The sequence below is a fragment of the Shewanella sp. SG44-2 genome (genome assembly GCF_014164215.1).
In the GTDB taxonomy this organism is placed as follows: Bacteria; Pseudomonadota; Gammaproteobacteria; order Enterobacterales; family Shewanellaceae; genus Shewanella; species Shewanella frigidimarina.
The window spans coordinates 15,965-34,860 of sequence record NZ_JACJEU010000021.1; the positions used below are offsets into that span (position 1 = coordinate 15,965).

The 18,896-nt window shown below is 45.6% G+C and carries 5 protein-coding genes; all 5 read left to right on the plus strand.

Annotation, left to right across the window (positions count from 1 at the left end; translation table 11 throughout):
- Positions 1-431: 431 nt before the first annotated feature.
- From H5181_RS14685 to pfaD, 5 genes are read left to right on the plus strand one after another with little or no spacing between them, the layout of a single operon-like run.
- The gene (locus H5181_RS14685; protein ID WP_182751392.1) at positions 432-1,313 is read left to right on the plus strand and encodes a helix-turn-helix domain-containing protein; all 882 of its coding nucleotides are present in this window, start codon (positions 432-434) and stop codon (positions 1,311-1,313) included.
- Complete coding sequence (locus H5181_RS14690; protein ID WP_182751393.1) at positions 1,297-9,171, plus strand: type I polyketide synthase; 7,875 nt, start codon at positions 1,297-1,299, stop codon at positions 9,169-9,171. The genes H5181_RS14685 and H5181_RS14690 overlap by 17 nt, the downstream gene beginning before the upstream one ends.
- Complete coding sequence (locus tag H5181_RS14695) at positions 9,168-11,267, plus strand: PfaB family protein (protein WP_182751394.1); 2,100 nt, start codon at positions 9,168-9,170, stop codon at positions 11,265-11,267. Before H5181_RS14690 ends, H5181_RS14695 begins: the two co-directional genes overlap by 4 nt.
- Positions 11,264-17,206, plus strand: a complete 5,943-nt coding sequence (locus tag H5181_RS14700) for a beta-ketoacyl synthase N-terminal-like domain-containing protein (protein ID WP_182751395.1) — start codon at positions 11,264-11,266, stop codon at positions 17,204-17,206. The genes H5181_RS14695 and H5181_RS14700 overlap by 4 nt, the downstream gene beginning before the upstream one ends.
- A gap of 17 nt (positions 17,207-17,223) precedes the next feature.
- Complete coding sequence (gene pfaD, locus H5181_RS14705; protein ID WP_182751396.1) at positions 17,224-18,852, plus strand: eicosapentaenoate synthase subunit PfaD; 1,629 nt, start codon at positions 17,224-17,226, stop codon at positions 18,850-18,852.
- The last annotated feature ends 44 nt before the right edge of the window (positions 18,853-18,896 follow it).

Here is an 18,896-nt window from a genome sequence, read left to right on the forward strand (position 1 = left end):
TCTAAATTACCTCAATAAGACCGATGCTGCGAGAGTTTTGTCAAATATCCCCCATATAACGAGTGGTGAAAATAAACTTTCCCACATCATAAAAGCAGGTAATAAGTTATCTTATTGCCTGCTTTTTATTTAAGGAAATGTATCAAATGATTAACTGACAAAATAATCGCCAAATAAGGTAAATTTAGTGCAGTTTTAGATCTTGAGAGGCCTTGACACATTCCTCAGATAATCATTTTTTACACCTCACATCTTGTTTTCAGTCTCGGGTGATTGTATCGGAGTGAAACCTCAGGTAATGTGCTTTGTGCTAAAAAAAGCATAAATGGATATTTAGACTAATTTTTAACTTCTTTAAGTATGACTTAAGTAAGTATCGGTAAGTTTAAATGCGCTAAAGTCCCAATAGATTATTTGGAATCCCGGTCTAGATGACAAAAAAGATAATTACACATTTAGAATCTGGTCTATTCAAGGGTAAACCTCGCCAAAAAACGGTCCATCACCGTAATGCGACTACGACACCTGAAATGCGTCAATTTATTCAGCAATCCGATTACAGCGTCAGTCAATTATCTAAAATCCTCAATATCAGCGAAGCCACAGTACGTAAGTGGCGTAAACGTGACTCAATCGATAACACCCCAAATACCCCGCACAAACTCAACACGACACTATCCCCAATGGAAGAGTACGTGATGCTGGGCTTGCGTTATCAATTAAAAATGCCTTTAGATAGGCTGCTAAAAGTCACCCAAGAATTTATCAATCCCAATGTCTCTCGCTCCGGTCTTGCCCGCTGCTTAAAGCGTTTTGGGGTCTCTAAACTAGACGAATTTGACAGCCCTTTTGTGCCAGAAAAATTCTTCAATCAGCTGCCTATTACTCAGGGAGCAGATATTCAAACCTATACCGTTAACCCACAGACCTTAGCCGATACCTTGGCCCTACCAAGTCCAGATCCGGACAACGTAGTGCAAGTAGTGTCGTTAAGTATTCCTCCTCAATTAACAAAACAGCAAGCCTATTCTGTTTTGCTTGGAGTCGATTTTAAGTCTGACTGGGTTTACCTCGATATTTATCAAGACAGCCATACTCAAGCGAGTAATCGCTATATAACGCATGTCTTAAAACAAGGACCATTTCATTTACGAAAGTTATTGGTTCGGAACTATCACACTTTTCTTGCTCGTTTTCCTGGAGTAAGTCAACCAGCCGCAGTATCCACCAGCACCATTGATGCAGCTGGATCCCAACACCAGATAACTGAACCTCAGTTATCAAACGGAGACTCAAATGAGCCAATCCAGTAATAAAGACAAGCGTTTAAACAAACGCTTGAAAGACATGCCTGTCGCGATCGTCGGTATGGCGAGTATTTTTGCTAACTCACGTTACCTAAACAAATTTTGGGATTTAATTAGCGAAAAAATTGATGCGATTATCGACGTCCCAGAAACCCATTGGAATACTGAAGATTACTACAATTCTGATAAATCAATGGCCGATAAAACTTACTGTAAACGCGGTGGTTTTTTACCTGAAGTCGATTTCAATCCAATGGAATTTGGCTTGCCACCTAATATCCTCGAACTAACAGACACCTCGCAACTTTTATCGTTAGTGGTTGCCAAAGAAGTGTTGGCCGATGCAGGTATTGATGCACAGTACGATACCGATCGCATCGGTATTACATTAGGCGTCGGCGGTGGTCAAAAAATCAATCACAGTCTTAGCGGTCGCTTACAGTACCCAATACTCAAAAAAGTATTTAAAAATAGTGGTCTAAGTGATGCAGACACTGAGATGTTGATCAAGAAGTTTCAGGATCAATACATTCACTGGGAAGAAAACTCATTTCCAGGCTCGCTCGGCAATGTTATCGCTGGGCGTATTGCTAACCGCTTTGATTTAGGCGGCATGAATTGTGTCGTTGACGCGGCTTGTGCAGGTTCTTTAGCGGCAATGCGCATGGCGATTACAGAATTAGTTGAAGGCCGCAGTGACATGATGATCACGGGTGGCGTATGTACCGATAACTCGCCTTCGATGTACATGAGCTTTTCAAAAACACCCGCATTTACTACCAACGACACCATTCAACCTTTTGACATTGATTCAAAAGGCATGATGATTGGTGAAGGTATTGGCATGATGGCGCTTAAACGTCTTGATGATGCCGAGCGTGATGGTGACCGAATTTATGCTGTTATCAAAGGTATTGGCTCATCATCAGACGGTAAGTTTAAAAGTATTTATGCACCGCGCCCTGAAGGCCAGGCAAAAGCATTAAGACGCGCTTATGATGATGCTGGTTTTGAACCGCACACTGTTGGCTTAATTGAAGCCCATGGTACTGGTACTGCAGCAGGTGATGTCGCGGAGTTCAATGGCCTAAAATCGGTGTTTGCCGACGGTAATGACACTCAACAGCACATTGCCCTTGGGTCAGTTAAATCGCAAGTTGGTCACACTAAATCAACCGCAGGAACCGCTGGTGTGATTAAAGCGGCTCTGGCTTTGCATCATAAAGTGTTGCCGCCGACCATTAACGTCAGTAAACCAAATCCAAAATTAAACATTCAAGACTCGCCATTTTACTTGAACACTGAAACCCGTCCATGGTTGCCAAGAGCAGACAATACGCCACGCCGAGCGGGTATTAGTGCCTTTGGTTTTGGTGGCACTAACTTCCACATTGTGTTGGAAGAATACCGCCAAGAACATGTTCGAGGCGATAAGTATCGTCAACGTTCAGTACCACAAAGTCTATTGATCCATGCTGAAAATAAAGCCGCATTACAGGCTCAATTAACTGCACTGCAAACTGAAATTAAGGCTGTTGATACCACACAGCAAAATCGCCAAGAAATTGTGTTAGCCGATTTAGGTAAACGTTTTGCCTTGAATACCATCGCCCCTAGTGCAGCACGTATAGGCTTAGTGGTTGCTTCATTAGCAGACTTAACCATTCAGCTGACTCAGGCACTTGCGCAGTTAAGCTCGAATACTGCCGACAGCTGGCAATTGCCTTCTGGCACCAGTTATCGCGCAGCAGCATTGATTCATCCTGAATCGGCAAGCCATAAAGTGGCAGCACTATTTGCTGGGCAAGGGGCACAATATCTGAACATGGGCGCCGATTTAGCCTGTTTGTATCCAGAAATGCGTCAACAACTGATGCAAGCAGACAAGGTGTTTGCCCAACATAAACAAACGCCACTATCGCAAATTATGTACCCAAATCCTGCTTTTGAAGCCGAAGACATTGCCGCACAACAGGCCGCATTAACCAATACCGCCAATGCCCAGAGTGCTATTGGCGCGGTCAGCATGGGCCAATATGCATTATTGACTCAAGCAGGTTTTAAAGCCGATATGGTTGCTGGCCATAGTTTTGGTGAACTGTCAGCATTATGTGCAGCAGGCGTCATTAGCCAAGCTGATTATTACCAATTGGCCTTTGCTCGTGGCCAAGCAATGGCGGCAACACCTAAAGATCAAGACGCTGGCGTAATGTACGCCATTATTGTCCCAGCTCAATCTGTTGACAACGGAGTTGAAAAGCTTGAACAGTGCATTAGTGCATTTGAAGGCGTTAAGGTGGCTAATTACAATGCACCAACCCAACTGGTTATTGCAGGCCCAACAGCGTCATGTACCCTAGCGGCACAAGCTATCACCACTGAACTTGGTTTTAAAGCAATCGCCCTGCCGGTTTCTGGTGCGTTCCACACTCCATTAGTGGCACATGCGCAGCAGCCGTTTGCTGCGGCAATCAATAAGATTAAATTTGCTAAGCCAAAACTAAGCCTTTATGCCAATGGCACAGGTAAAGCACATCCTAACGATGCTAAAGCAATCCAAGCAGTATTTAGTGAACATATGTTGCAATCGGTTCGTTTTAGCGAGCAACTAAATGCCATGTATGATGCTGGTGCTCGTGTATTTGTTGAGTTTGGTCCTAAAAACATCCTCCAAAAATTGGTTGAGGCGACCTTAGGCAATAAAGCAGAGTCAGTCAGTGTAGTGAGCTTGAACCCAAATCCTAAAGGCAATAGCGACACTCAACTACGCCAAGCGGCTTGTCAGCTTGCAGTATTAGGTGTTGCATTAACCGAGGTTGATCCATATCAAGCTCCTATCGCTGAGCTTGCAAAAGTGTCACCGATGAACGTTAAGTTAACCGCGAGTAATTATATTAGTCCGGCCACTCAAGCCAAAATGCAAAAGTCATTGCAAACCGGCACCGTTACCAGCCAGACAGTGGAAGTGCCTGTCGAGAAAGTTGTGGAAAAGATTGTGGAAAAAGAAGTCATTAAAACTGAATACATTGAAGTGCCTGCAACATCAGCACAAGCTCAAGCCTCTGTAGTAGACGCACCTTTAGCGGCAACGACTCCTGTAGCTAAAGCTCAACCGGTTAGCTCAAGTGTGCCAGCGTCGGCCGATAGTATCGGTGCATTTTTTGCTGCGCAGCAACAAACAGCTGAATTACATCAGCAGTTTTTAGCCATACCACAGCAATATGGCGACACGTTTGCTCACCTGATGACAGCCCAAGCACAAATGGCGTCATCGGGATTAGCCATTCCAGAAAGCTTGCAACGTTCGATGGAGATGTTCCACCAGCATCAAGCACAAACATTGCAAAGTCATACCCAATTTTTAACGCAGCAAGCACAAGCAAACCAAGCCGCATTAGCCATGTTGCAAGGGCAAACGGTAACACCTTCAATACAAGCAACAGTATCTGTACCTGCTCCATCAGTACAGCCTGCGTTTGTACAGCCAAACCAAGTTGCTCAAGCCACAACGACACCTTCGCCAGTGGTAGCACCAATTGCTCCAGCTCAGGTTCATACAGCTCAAGCGGTTCAACCTCAACCAACAGCCAGTCAACCTGTTCAAGCTCCTGTCGCTCAGCAAGTTAGCTCAGCAGCGGTTTCTGCACCAACAGCCGGACTAACACAGCAACAAGTGTTAGACACTATGCTCAATGTGGTCGCAGACAAAACCGGTTACCCAACAGAAATGCTTGAACTTGGCATGGACATGGAAGCAGACCTTGGTATCGACTCAATCAAGCGGGTAGAAATCTTAGGCACAGTACAAGATGAGCTTCCAGGCTTACCAGAACTGAGCCCAGAAGATCTAGCCGAGTGTCGCACCTTGGGCGAAATCGTTAGCTATATGCAAACCAAATTGCCAGCGGCGAACACGGTTGCTGTAGCGTCAACAGGATCAACATCGGTAGATGCTGTTGCACCAGCATCAACAAGCTTAACGGCTGAAAACGTCCAACGTACCATGTTAGCTGTGGTTGCCGATAAAACCGGTTATCCAACTGAAATGCTTGAACTGGGCATGGACATGGAAGCAGACCTTGGTATCGACTCCATCAAGCGTGTGGAAATTTTAGGCACAGTACAAGATGAGCTTCCAGGCTTACCTGAACTGAGCCCAGAAGATTTAGCTGAGTGTCGCACCTTGGGTGAAATCGTTAGCTACATGCAAACCAAATTGCCAGCGGCAAGCACAGTGGCTGCAGCACCAATTGCATCTGCAGCGCCAGCAACAGGCTTAAGTGCAGAAAGCGTCCAGCGCACCATGTTAGCAGTAGTTGCCGATAAAACCGGTTACCCAACTGAAATGCTTGAACTAGGCATGGACATGGAAGCAGACCTTGGTATCGACTCAATCAAACGTGTTGAAATTCTAGGCACAGTGCAAGACGAGCTACCAGGTTTGCCTGAACTGAATCCAGAAGATTTAGCCGAGTGTCGTACCTTGGGCGAAATCGTCAGCTACATGCAGACTAAACTGCCAGCAGTCAGCACTGCGGCTCCAGTAGCAACTGTATCTGCACCTGCAACTTCGGGCTTGAGTGCTGATACAGTATTAAGCACCATGATGTCAGTAGTAGCCGACAAAACCGGTTACCCTGCAGAAATGCTGGAACTGAGCATGGACATGGAAGCCGACCTTGGTATCGACTCAATCAAACGTGTTGAAATTCTAGGCACAGTGCAAGACGAACTACCAGGTTTACCTGAACTCAACCCAGAAGATTTAGCCGAGTGTCGTACCTTGGGCGAAATCGTTAGCTACATGCAAACCAAACTGCCTGCAGCCAACACTGAGGCTCCAGTATCTGCTCCAGCAACAACAGGTTTAAGTGCTGATACCGTTTTAAGCACCATGATGTCAGTGGTAGCCGACAAAACCGGTTACCCTGCTGAAATGCTTGAACTGAGCATGGACATGGAAGCAGATTTAGGTATCGACTCAATCAAACGCGTCGAGATTTTAGGTACTGTGCAAGATGAGCTTCCAGGCTTACCTAAGCTGAACCCAGAAGATTTAGCCGAATGTCGCACCCTAGGTGAAATCGTTAGTTACATGCAAACCAAATTGCCTGCAGCAACCGCTATTGCGGCGGTCGCACCAACATCAACTGCAAACAAGGTTGACGTTAACACCGCGGCATTACCGCCGCACAGCGAGGTAGCGCTAAAAAAGTTACCAGCGGCGGATAAACTCGCAGATTGCTTTTCAACAGACTCTTGTATTGTCATCACAGACGATGGCCACAATGCAGGTTTACTGGCTGAAAAGCTAAATGCAAAGGGATTAACCGTCGCCGTTATTCGTAACCCACAAACCATTACCGTGGCACATTCACCCTTAAGCAGTGATATTAAAAGTTACACCTTGAGCAGCATTGATGATGCCCAAATTGCACAAGTGATTGCCGATATTAAGGCCGACTTGGGCGCTGAACATGCCATTGCGGGCTTTATTCATTTACAGCCGCAAGCTACCGCTAACAGCAGCGAATTAATGTCGTGCACTGTTGCAGCAAAAGCCGCTGTCGACAACGCGTTTTTATGGGCTAAGCATCTTCACGCTGAGTTTGCCAAACCAACTCAAGCTTCGCGTTTATGCTACTTTACCGTGAGCCGTTTAGACGGTGGATTTGGTTATCTTGATAATACTCAGCTAGCAACAGCAGAGCTTAACCAAGCAGCCTTATCTGGTCTAAGCAAAACCCTAAGCCATGAATGGCCACAGGTGTTTTGCCGCGCATTAGACATTGCCAACAATATTGATACTACAAGCTTTGCCGATGCCATCGTTGCTGAGTTATTTGATATCGATGGTGCCAATGCTAGCGCGGATCGCATTAATGAAGTGGGGATCAGTAATCAAGGTCGAGTCACCTTAGTTACCGGCAACGCTAGCGAACAGTTTGCACCAGCAAGTCTAAACAAAAATGACACTATTTTGGTTACCGGCGGCGCAAAAGGCGTAACGTTTGAATGCGCCCTCACCTTAGCCAAACAATGCCAATCACATTTTGTGTTAGCGGGTCGTAGCCAACATTTTGGCAAAGACTTACCAGCTTGGGCACAAGGCAAAAAAGCCTCTGAGTTAAAAGCCGCTGCCATCGCTTATATTCAATCTCAAGGCAACAAACCGACGCCAAAACAGATTGATGCACTCGTATGGCCAATAAGCAGCAGCCTAGAAATAGATGCTGCGTTAAGTGCTTTCAGCAAGGTTGGCGCCAGTGCTCAGTATGTCTCGATGGATGTCAGCGACGCCACCGCGGTAGCGGCTAGTCTTAAAAGTCTGACTAATGCCAAGGGCGACTCATTAATCATTAATGGGGTTATTCACGGTGCGGGCGTATTAGCCGATAAGCACATTCAAGATAAAACCTTGGATGAACTTAACCGCGTATACCACACCAAAGTAACTGGACTTGCTAGCATTATTAATGCACTCGACCCACAACAGATTAAGCTAATTGCGCTGTTTTCATCGGCTGCCGGTTTTTACGGTAATACTGGTCAGAGTGATTACGCTATGTCGAATGAAATCCTCAACAAAACTGCACTGAAACTGGCGCACACTTTACCGCAAGCTAAAGTGATGAGTTTTAATTGGGGCCCCTGGGATGGCGGTATGGTCAGCTCAGCATTAAAGAAAATGTTTGTTGAACGTGGCGTTTACGTTATTCCGCTACAAGCAGGTGCCGAGTTATTTGCTCACAGTTTATTAAGCCAACAAGGAGCACAACTGCTTATTGGCTCTGATATGCAAGGTTCATCAGAGCAGGATAACGCTATAAAAAAGCTTAATGCGGACGCTTTGCTTATTGCCAAGGGTTCGCTGACATTTGCTACTAATACACTTGTGACTAAAGCATTTACGGCTAACGCAGTTACGACTGAGGCAGTTACGATTGAGTCATCAGCTACTGATATTATCAGTCAGACGGTGACTCGAGTATTAACCCCGGCTGAAATGCTTTTTGTTAGCGATCATTGTATTGCTGGCAATCCGGTATTACCGACGGTATGCGCCATGCAATGGATGCGTGATGCGGCAGAAACTTTATGTCATGTGCCAGTCAGTATTGCTGAATACAAATTGCTTAAAGGGGTTATTTTTGACACCAATGAGCCACATTTGTTGCAACTGGAACTAACGCAAACAGACGCAGGGATCAGCGCACTGATCTCATCTCGTTTGTTAAACGATCCAAGCGCAGTCATGAAACCGCAATACCAAGCTCAATTGGTGATCAATAAGGCAATATTGGCAACTGATGTTGCTAAACCCACTGTTGGCGACAGCAGTTTGGCTCAATGGGCTAACATGTCACCATTGTATTCAGGCGCTGAATTATACCAAAACGGAACCTTGTTTCATGGCCCGCGTTTGCAAGGCATTAAGCAAGTGTTGGCGTTTGATGACGCTCAACTATTGTGTCAGGTTCAATTGCCGAGCATTAATGCTAGTGATTGCCAAGGTTTTATACCGTCATCGGCATTAGGTGGTAGCCAAATTTTCGCTGAAGACTTGCTACTACAAGCCATGTTGGTATGGGCAAGACTGAAATACGATGCCGCAAGTTTACCGTCAACAACCGGTGAGTGTGTTACAGCTTGGCCATTTGCAAATGGTGATAAAGGTTATATTCAACTTGATGTGGTTAAACACAGTGGCAGAATGCTAGTGGCTAACGTGAGTTTATATCATCAAGACGGCCGCCTGAGTTGCCAAATACTCAATGCTAAAGTGACCATTAGTAAGAGTTTGAATGGGGCATTTATTCCACATCAAGCTTCTGCAGAACTATCACACAAGGACACAGTGTGACAGCCACAGATAACATGGCGCTAAAATCCATTAGTGAGCGTATTTTGCAGCAACAAACCAAGCCAATGCGCTTGGCTTTGTTGCTCAGCAAACCCAATATCGACTCGGTTAATGAGCACCACGTTACGATTGATACTCAGCGTGGCGACGGTTTTGAACTGGCGTTATTACACAGCATAGAGCGGCTATCATCCACTACAGATGAAATGATCAATATTGCCGATCGGTTGTGGATAATGCCGGGGTTACTTGCCGCGAAAAATAGCGTCAATGCGCACGCTTATCTCAATGGTGTTGCACTTGCTAGCAATCAGGCTGAAGCAATAACACTGGCGCTGAATCATGCAAAACGTTTACATACTCAACCGCAGATTGTCGCGTTAGATGGCAATGCAAAATCCAATACTGCCAATAATGCACAAACTGCATTAACCGCAATGACCACCCTAGTAGAGTCTATCGCCAGTCGTTGTATACCAACACAGGACAAGGTCAACAGCCAGTATTGGTTTAGCCCACTTCATCAAAGCAGAGTTGCAGCGTTATGTTACCCAAGTGCCAACGGTGTTCAGGCAATGATCTTGACCCAAGGACGTGCATTAGTCGCCTCAAAGCAATTGGTTAACCCCCAACGTTTATGGCTGCCACTGTGTGCCACTTCATTGGTGCAATTGCACACTAAACTGATAGCTTTCTCTGCGCAGGTAAATTTGGCGACAGACGATTTAAGCTTACTTACACTTATCAAAAGTACATTGGCCGATTATCAAACGGATGCGCCCCTAGCTTTAGTGTTAATGGCGCAGAATCGTAACGGATTAATCATAGAAATTAATGCGATGTTGGCAACGATGTCGACTTATCTTCAGTCAGACGTTAGCGATAAGCCATCGATAGAATATAAAACCCCTGCTGGCAGTTGTTTTTATTCCGCGCCGCTGGGTGATCATGGTTTGAGTTTTGTCTATCCTGGCGTCGGTACTGTGTATCCAAACATGCTCAGTCAAATGGGCTTAGTTTTCCCCAATGTGTATGCCGAACTCGAAAACCAAGGTGACATGCAATCGATGCTACAAACCGAGTTTATTTATGCGGCAGATAAAAACCATGCCGCACAGATGAGTTTGAGCCAATTAGCCATTGCCGGTGTGGGCGCCAGTTATGTGTTAACCAAACTGTTGCAGCAAGAATTTGCCATTGAACCCAAGTTTGCCTTGGGTTACTCCATGGGCGAAGCGGCCATGTGGGCGAGTCTAGATGTTTGGCAAGCACCACACACTATGATTGAGGCAACCCAAAACAGCAGTATCTTTACCCAAGATATTTCAGGCGAGCTTCGCTGCGTTCGTCAACAATGGCAATTAGCCGATGACGAAACCATTGTGTGGAACAGCTTTGTGACTCGAGCCAGCATTGACGAACTCACGCCCCATTTAGCGGATTACCCGCGTGCTTATATTGCCATCATTCAAGGCGATACATGTGTTATCGCAGGTTGTGAATCCAGTTGTAAAGCATTGTTAAAACAAGCAGGTAAACGAGGTATTGCAGCCAATCGAATTACGGCAATGCATACACCAGCGGCACTGAATATTACCGACCATGTACGGCAATTTTATCTGCAACCGCTGTTGGCAAATTTGCCCAAGCAATTGCAGTTTATCTCGGCGGCTCAAGTTGCGCCTGTCACGTTAGACTCACACGCTATTGCACAATCGATTGCCGATACTTTTTGTCATCAGTTAGATTTTACTCAATTAATCCACAATGCTCGAGATCAAGGCTGTCGATTATTTGTAGAAGTCGGAGCCGATAGACAAACCACCACCTTAATTGACAAAATCAATGCTCAGAGTGGCAATACGTATACGTCCCCAGCGATGGCCGTTGCCGTTAATGCCAAAGGCGGCGACGATGTCAGCAGTTTACTCAAGTGTTTGGGACAATTAATGGCGCATCGCGTGCCGATGTCATTAACCCCCTTTATTCGCAGCCTTGACGATGCAATTAACTCATTATCTCAGCAGACGGCAATAGCCGACGGCTCACCACCGTCTCGTTGCAGTGAAACATCATTAGAAGGAGAACCTCATTGAGTTCTCAAGCCACCCCTAAAATAGCCATTGTCGGTTTAGCCAATCAGTATCCCGACGCGGATACTCCCGCTAAATTTTGGCAAAACTTATTAGACAAAAAAGATTCACGCAGCCAAATCAGTGCTAGCAAACTCAATGCTTCACCGAGTGACTACTTGGGTGTACAAGGCGAGTCGGACCGTTTTTATTGTGATAAAGGCGGCTACATTCAAGACTTTCAATTTAACCCTCAAGGGTATCGTATTGAGCCCGAGGCATTTACTGGTTTGGATGACAGTTTCTTGTGGGCAACCGACACCGCGCGAAATGCGTTAACCGACGCAGGTATTGACCTTAGTCATAACGTGCTGCAACGCACCGGCATTGTCATGGGCACTTTATCGTTCCCTACAGCCAAGTCTAACGAGCTATTTGTGCCGCTTTATCACAGCGCGGTCGAAAAAGCCTTACAGACTAAACTCCAGCAGCCAAACTTTAATCTGCAATCGTTTAATCAAGCATCGCAAATCAATACCGCAGAAAATGCCAATAACAATAATAATGTAGCGCCTAAAACGGTTAACTTACGTAATGGTGCCATTGCCCATAACGCCTCTAAAATTGTTGCCGATGCTTTGGGATTAGGTGGTACGCAGCTAAGTTTAGATGCCGCCTGTGCCAGTTCGGTTTACGCATTAAAATTGGCCTGCGACTACTTGCATACCGGCAAAGCAGACATGATGCTGGCTGGCGCGGTGTCGGGAGCAGATCCGTTTTTTATCAATATGGGCTTTTCGATATTTCATGCTTACCCAGACCACGGTATTTCCGCCCCATTTGATAGTAACAGTAAAGGTTTGTTCGCTGGTGAAGGTGCAGGGGTATTAGTGCTCAAACGCCTTGAAGATGCCGAGCGTGATGGCGACCATATTTACGCTTTGGTCAGTGGCATTGGCTTGTCGAACGATGGTAAAGGCCAGTTTGTGTTAAGCCCAAACAGCAAAGGCCAAGTGCAAGCATTCGAGCGCGCTTATCGTGATGCCGCCGCAATCGACCCAAGCATAACCCCTGCCAGCATTGAAGTGATTGAATGTCATGCTACGGGGACACCATTAGGCGACAAAGTTGAATTAACCTCGATGGAACGTTTTTTTGAAGATAAACTTCAAGGTAGCGCCACGCCATTAATTGGTTCCGCAAAATCCAATTTAGGCCATTTACTCACCGCAGCAGGCATGCCGGGGATCATGAAAATGATTTTTGCGATGCGTGAAGGCGTGTTGCCACCGAGTATTAATATCAGTGCCCCTATCGCCTCACCTAATGGCTTATTTGGCCAAGCGACTTTGCCAAATGCTGTGCTACCTTGGCCCGATAAAGTTGGCAATAAAGCCCGTCATGCAGGTTTATCGGTATTTGGTTTTGGCGGTTGTAACGCCCATTTATTACTTGAGTCGTATCAAGCTAAAGCCGTCGCAGACAAGACGCTGAACAATCATTCTCAAAATAATAATTCTCAGAACAATAACGCTCAAACTCGCATCACAGTATTAGTTGATGCAGAAACGCCAATGCACATTACCGGCATGGCGGCGCATTTTGGTCAATGCAGCAGTATTGATGCACTGGCGAAAAAAATCATCGCCAAACAAGCCATCTTTAGCCCGCTACCCACTCAGCGCTGGAAAGGCTTAGATAAACATCCTGAGCTATTAGCCCAATATGGCATCACCCAAGTGCCGCAAGGCGCGTATATCGCTCGGTTCGATTTTGATTTTTTGCGTTTTAAAGTGCCACCCAATGAAGATGATCGCCTGATATCGCAACAACTACTGTTGATCAAAGTTGCCGATGAAGCTATCGCCGATGCCAAGCTAACGCCAGGCAGCAAAGTCGCGGTATTAGTCGCCATGGAAACCGAACTCGAACTTCATCAATTTCGCGGTCGAGTTAACTTACACAGCCAAATAGCGCAAAGCCTTAACGCTCAAGGTATTCAATTATCTACAACAGAATATGACAGCCTTGAAACCATTGCGATGGACAGTGTGCTCGACGCCGCTAAGCTTAACCAATACACCAGTTTTATTGGCAATATTATGGCGTCGCGGATAGCCTCATTATGGGATTTCAACGGCCCAGCATTTACGATTTCTGCGGGCGAACAGTCAGTTAACCGCTGTATAGATGTGGCGCAAAACTTGTTTGCTTTAGGCTCGTTACAAGAGCCATTAGATGCAATCATTATTGCCGCTGTAGACCTGTCTGGCAGCATTGAAAATATGTTGTTCAATACCGCAAAACTTAACGCCAAAGGATTAAGTTCAACAGATTGGTTAGTGGGTGAAGGGGCTGGCGCACTAGTGCTGCAACAAACCAATGCAGCACACACTCAGCTTGACAGCTATGCCAGTATCGATAGCGTCAACTTTACGCCATTGTCACAATTACCAACACAATTACCAACACAACTGCCAACTGAATTATCGGCAGACATTGTTGAGTTAAACCAATCGCCGGAATGTATATTATCGACTCAAGGTCAACAGTTTGCCCAAGGATTAACTGACGCTGTTACAGCGGTCAGCTCAGCGCCATTATTGAGTAAAGCCCATGATATTCTCGGTCATACATTTGCCGCTTCTGGCATGGCCAGTTTGCTGCACGGTTTAGTGCAAACTCGCCACATCGACAAACCGTCTATCAATGCCAGTGTATTCACCAGCAGCGACAATCAATACTCACAAGTTAATCTGTCGGTTTCTGCGGCGCAACAACACGCATTGCACGCTCGACTGGGTAATAATTTAACTCAACAACTCGCCACGGGCAGTAAGTTAAGTTTAATTAAACAAGTCAGTTTAGGTGGTCGCGATATTTACCAACACATTATCGATAGCCCACTTGATACCCTCGACAGTATTATCAATCAATGTGCTGATATCGCCCCTACTGCAGTCAATACCATTGATAGTAGGCCACCCACTATTGGTGATAATAGCCCTCTTAGCGTCAATAATAGCGAGAATATCGCCGAGCCTCTTATGTCAGAAAATATGCCCGATAAAACAATTCCAAAGCAGCCAAGGGTTGCCAGTATGACAAATCATACGATTCCACCAGCACATTTAACGGCATTCCAACAAAATCAGTGGTTAGCACAACAAGCACATTTAGCTTATTTAGCCAGCCGAGATGCAGGCTTGAAAGTAGCCGACAGTTTATTACGATCTCAATTGGCTGGTTTTAGCCATCAGCCAACTGCGACTCAAGTCGCGTCTCCGGCGGCTAATACTTATGCCGTTAATGCTGCAGTACAAACCGCGGTTAAGAGTGAAACCATTAGCCCTGCCAGGTTAATCCAACCTAATCATGCTTGTGTGCCCGCTTACACTGCACCTATTCCGGCGAATAAACCGTGTATTTGGAATTACGCTGATTTAGTTGAATATGCCGAAGGCGATATCGCTAAAGTATTTGGCTCAGATTACGCCATTATCGACAGTTACTCGCGCCGAGTTCGCTTACCGACCACAGATTATTTATTGGTGTCACGCGTCACTAAACTCGATGCCACCATGAATCAATACAAACCGTGTTCAATGACTACAGAATACGACATCCCCGTCGATGCCCCGTATTTGGTGGATGGTCAAACCCCTTGGGCTGTCGCGGTAGAATCGGGCCAGTGCGATTTAATGTTGATCAGTTATTTAGGCATTGATTTTGAAAACAAAGGCGAGCGGGTTTATCGCTTATTAGATTGTACTTTGACCTTTTTAGCCGATTTACCTCGTGGCGGCGACACACTGCGTTACGACATTAAAATCAATAACTTTGCCAGCAATGGCGACACGTTATTATTCTTTTTCTCTTACGAGTGTTTCGTAGGCGACAAGATGATCCTAAAAATGGATGGTGGCTGTGCAGGCTTCTTTACCGACCAAGAGCTGGCCGATGGTAAAGGGGTTATTCAAACTGAAGATGAAATAAAACATCGTCAGCAAGTGCTCAACAATCCAAATAAGCCAACCTTCACTCCATTATTACACTGTAGCCAAACGGCATTTGATTATGGTCAAATTCATCATTTATTGACTGGTGATATTGGCAGCTGTTTTGGCGGCGAACATGTTGCGCACCAACTGCAAACTGGAATACAAAAATCGCTTTGTTTTGCCTCAGAAAAATTCTTAATGATTGAGCGAGTGAGTCAATTACAAACACAAGGTGGCGCGTGGAGCTTAGGCTTACTCGAAGGTCATAAACACATTGCGCCAGACCATTGGTATTTCCCTTGTCATTTCCAAGGCGACCAAGTGATGGCCGGTTCGTTAATGGCCGAAGGTTGTGGCCAACTATTACAGTTCTTTATGATCCACATCGGCATGCATACTCTAGTAGAAAATGGTCGATTCCAACCATTGGAAAATGCTTCGCAAAAAGTCCGTTGTCGTGGCCAAGTGTTACCACAAACGGCTGAGCTGACTTATCGCATGGAAGTGACTGAAATCGGTATTCATCCCCGCCCGTATGCCAAAGCCAATATTGATATTTTACTCAATGGTAAAGTCGTGGTCGATTTCCAAAACTTGGGTGTGATGATTAAAGAAGATGCCGAATGTACTCGTTATCCGCTTATCTCGTTAGACGCTAGCCCTGCCATTGATTCAAACGCTAGCAGTAAAGTGATTGCTAACAAAGCGCCGTTAATGGCGCAAATTCCAGATTTAAACGCCCCGACTAACAAAGGCGTTATTCCGCTAAAACACGTTGAAGCCCCCATAGTCAGTGCCGATTCAAAGTACGCTAATCGCGTGCCTGATACCGTGCCATTTACCCCATACCATATGTTTGAGTTTGCTACTGGCGATATCGAAAAATGCTTTGGCCCTGACTTTAGTATTTACCGCGGACTTATCCCACCGCGCACACCTTGTGGCGACTTACAGTTAACCACTCGCGTGGTTGAAATTAACGGTAAACGCGGCGAATTGAAAAAGCCATCATCGTGTATCGCAGAATACGAAGTGCCGGCAGATGCTTGGTACTTTGCTAAAAACAGCCATCAAGCGGTAATGCCTTATTCTGTGTTAATGGAAATTTCATTACAACCCAATGGCTTTATTTCTGGCTACATGGGCACCACCCTAGGTTTTCCTGGGCAAGAGCTATTTTTCCGTAACTTAGACGGTGGCGGAAAATTATTACGTCATGTGGATTTACGCGGTAAAACTATCGTCAATGATTCAAAGCTATTATCAACCGTCATTGCTGGCAGTAACATTATTCAAAGCTTCACCTTTGAGTTAAGTGTCGATAACGAGCCTTTTTACACCGGTAGCGCGGTATTTGGTTACTTTAAAGGTGATGCGCTTAAGAACCAGTTAGGCATAGATAACGGCAAAATCACTCAGCCATGGCATGTTGATAACAATGTCGCGGCAGACATTAGCGTTAATTTACTGGATAAACAGTCACGGGTGTTTAATCCGCCAACTAGCCAACCGCATTATTGTTTAGCGGGTGGCCAGCTTAACTTTATCGACAAAGCAGAAATTGTTGAAGCAGGCGGCAAATACGGTAAAGGCTATCTTGCTGCATCACGCACTATTGACCCAAGTGATTGGTTCTTCCAATTCCACTTCCATCAAGATCCGGTGATGCCAGGTTCATTAGGTGTTGAAGCCGTGATCGAGTTGATGCAAACTTACGCCATCAGCACAAACCTAGGTAAAGGTTTCACTAATCCAAAATTCGGCCAAATATTGTCGGATATTAAATGGAAATATCGCGGTCAAATTAACCCACTGAACAAACAAATGTCACTTGATGTACATATCAGTGCAGTAAAAGATGAAGACGGTAAACGCATCATAATAGGCGACGCAAACCTCAGTAAAGATGGTCTGCGCATTTATGAAGTCAAAGATATCGCCATCTGTATTGAAGAAGCTTAGGCCAAAAAGGAATAATAATGACAACTCAAGTGCACAACGAAAAGCTTTCTCCTTGGCCATGGCAAGTTAGCCAGCAACACGTCAGTTTTGACTCTACTGGCATGGACAAAAAGCTTAAAGATTTATCACAAGCGTGTTATGTGGTTAACGACACACAACAAGGCTTAGGGGTTGCTCAGCAAGCCCAAGTCGTAACTGATGCTATTACTGCAGCAAATGCTCTGCCAGTCAGCGCATTTGCCCCTGCCCTTGGCACCCAAAGCTTAGGCGATAGTAATTTCCGCCGCGTTCACGGAGTAAAATTTGCCTATTATGCTGGTGCGATGGCCAATGGTATTTCTTCTGAAGAACTGGTTATTGCGTTAGGTCAGGCTGGTATTTTATGCTCGTTTGGCGCAGCGGGGTTAATTCCATCTCGAGTTGAACAAGCCATTAACCGTATTCAAACGGCATTACCAAATGGTCCATACGCATTTAATTTAATTCACAGCCCAAGTGAACCCGCGCTAGAGCGTGGCAGTGTCGAGCTATTTTTAAAGCACAAAGTGCGCACTGTTGAGGCTTCTGCCTTTTTAGGCTTAACCCCACAAATTGTCTATTATCGTGCAGCCGGTTTAAGCCGTGATGCAAACGGTGATGTGCAAATAGACAATAAAGTGATTGCGAAAATCAGCCGTACTGAAGTGGCGATTAAATTCATGCAGCCTGCACCCGTTAAAATACTGCAACAGTTGGTTGATGAAGGTCTTATCAGCGCAGAGCAAATGGAGTTGGCTCAGCTAGTGCCTATGGCTGATGATATTACAGCTGAAGCAGACTCAGGCGGTCATACCGACAATCGACCATTAGTCACTTTACTGCCCACTATTTTGGCATTAAAAGATCAAGTACAAGCACAATACAAGTATAAGACCCCTATTCGTGTTGGCGCCGGTGGTGGTGTTGGCACGCCTGACGCAGCACTGGCGACATTTCATATGGGCGCAGCCTACATTGTTACCGGTTCAATCAACCAAGCCTGTGTCGAAGCCGGAGCCAGCGAGCATACGCGTAAATTACTCGCCACCACAGAAATGGCCGATGTGACTATGGCTCCTGCTGCCGATATGTTCGAAATGGGCGTTAAGCTGCAAGTGGTAAAGCGCGGCACCTTATTCCCAATGCGCGCTAACAAGTTATACGAAATTTATACCCGCTATGACTCGATTGAAGCCATTCCAAGCGAGGAACGTGAAAAGCTTGAAAAACAAGTATTCCGCTCAAGCCTGGATGATATTTGGGCTGGCACAGTAGCGCATTTTAATGAGCGCGATCCAAAGCAAATTGAGCGCGCTAAAGATAACCCTAAGCGTAAAATGGCGTTAATTTTCCGTTGGTATTTAGGTTTATCAAGCCGTTGGTCAAACACTGGTGAACTTGGTCGCGAGATGGATTATCAAATCTGGGCAGGTCCGGCACTCGGCGCGTTTAACGCATGGGCTAAAGGCAGTTATTTAGATGACTACACCCAGCGTCATGCAGTAGACTTAGCCAAACACTTAATGCATGGCGCAGCTTATTTGGCCCGAGTTAATTTATTAACGGCACAAGGTGTTAGCCTCCCAGTAGCATTACAACGCTGGCGTCCAATTGACCAAGTAAAGTGATCGACTAAATGAAATAGATTGATCTCGCTTTATTGCGAGATCAG

What these genes read in the sequence shown, in the direction of transcription:
- H5181_RS14685 (WP_182751392.1), top strand. Translation starts at nt 432, where the DNA reads ATGACAAAAAAGATAATTACACATTTAGAATCTGGTCTATTCAAGGGT.
- H5181_RS14690 (WP_182751393.1), top strand. Translation starts at nt 1,297, where the DNA reads ATGAGCCAATCCAGTAATAAAGACAAGCGTTTAAACAAACGCTTGAAA.
- pfaD (WP_182751396.1), top strand. Translation starts at nt 17,224, where the DNA reads ATGACAACTCAAGTGCACAACGAAAAGCTTTCTCCTTGGCCATGGCAA.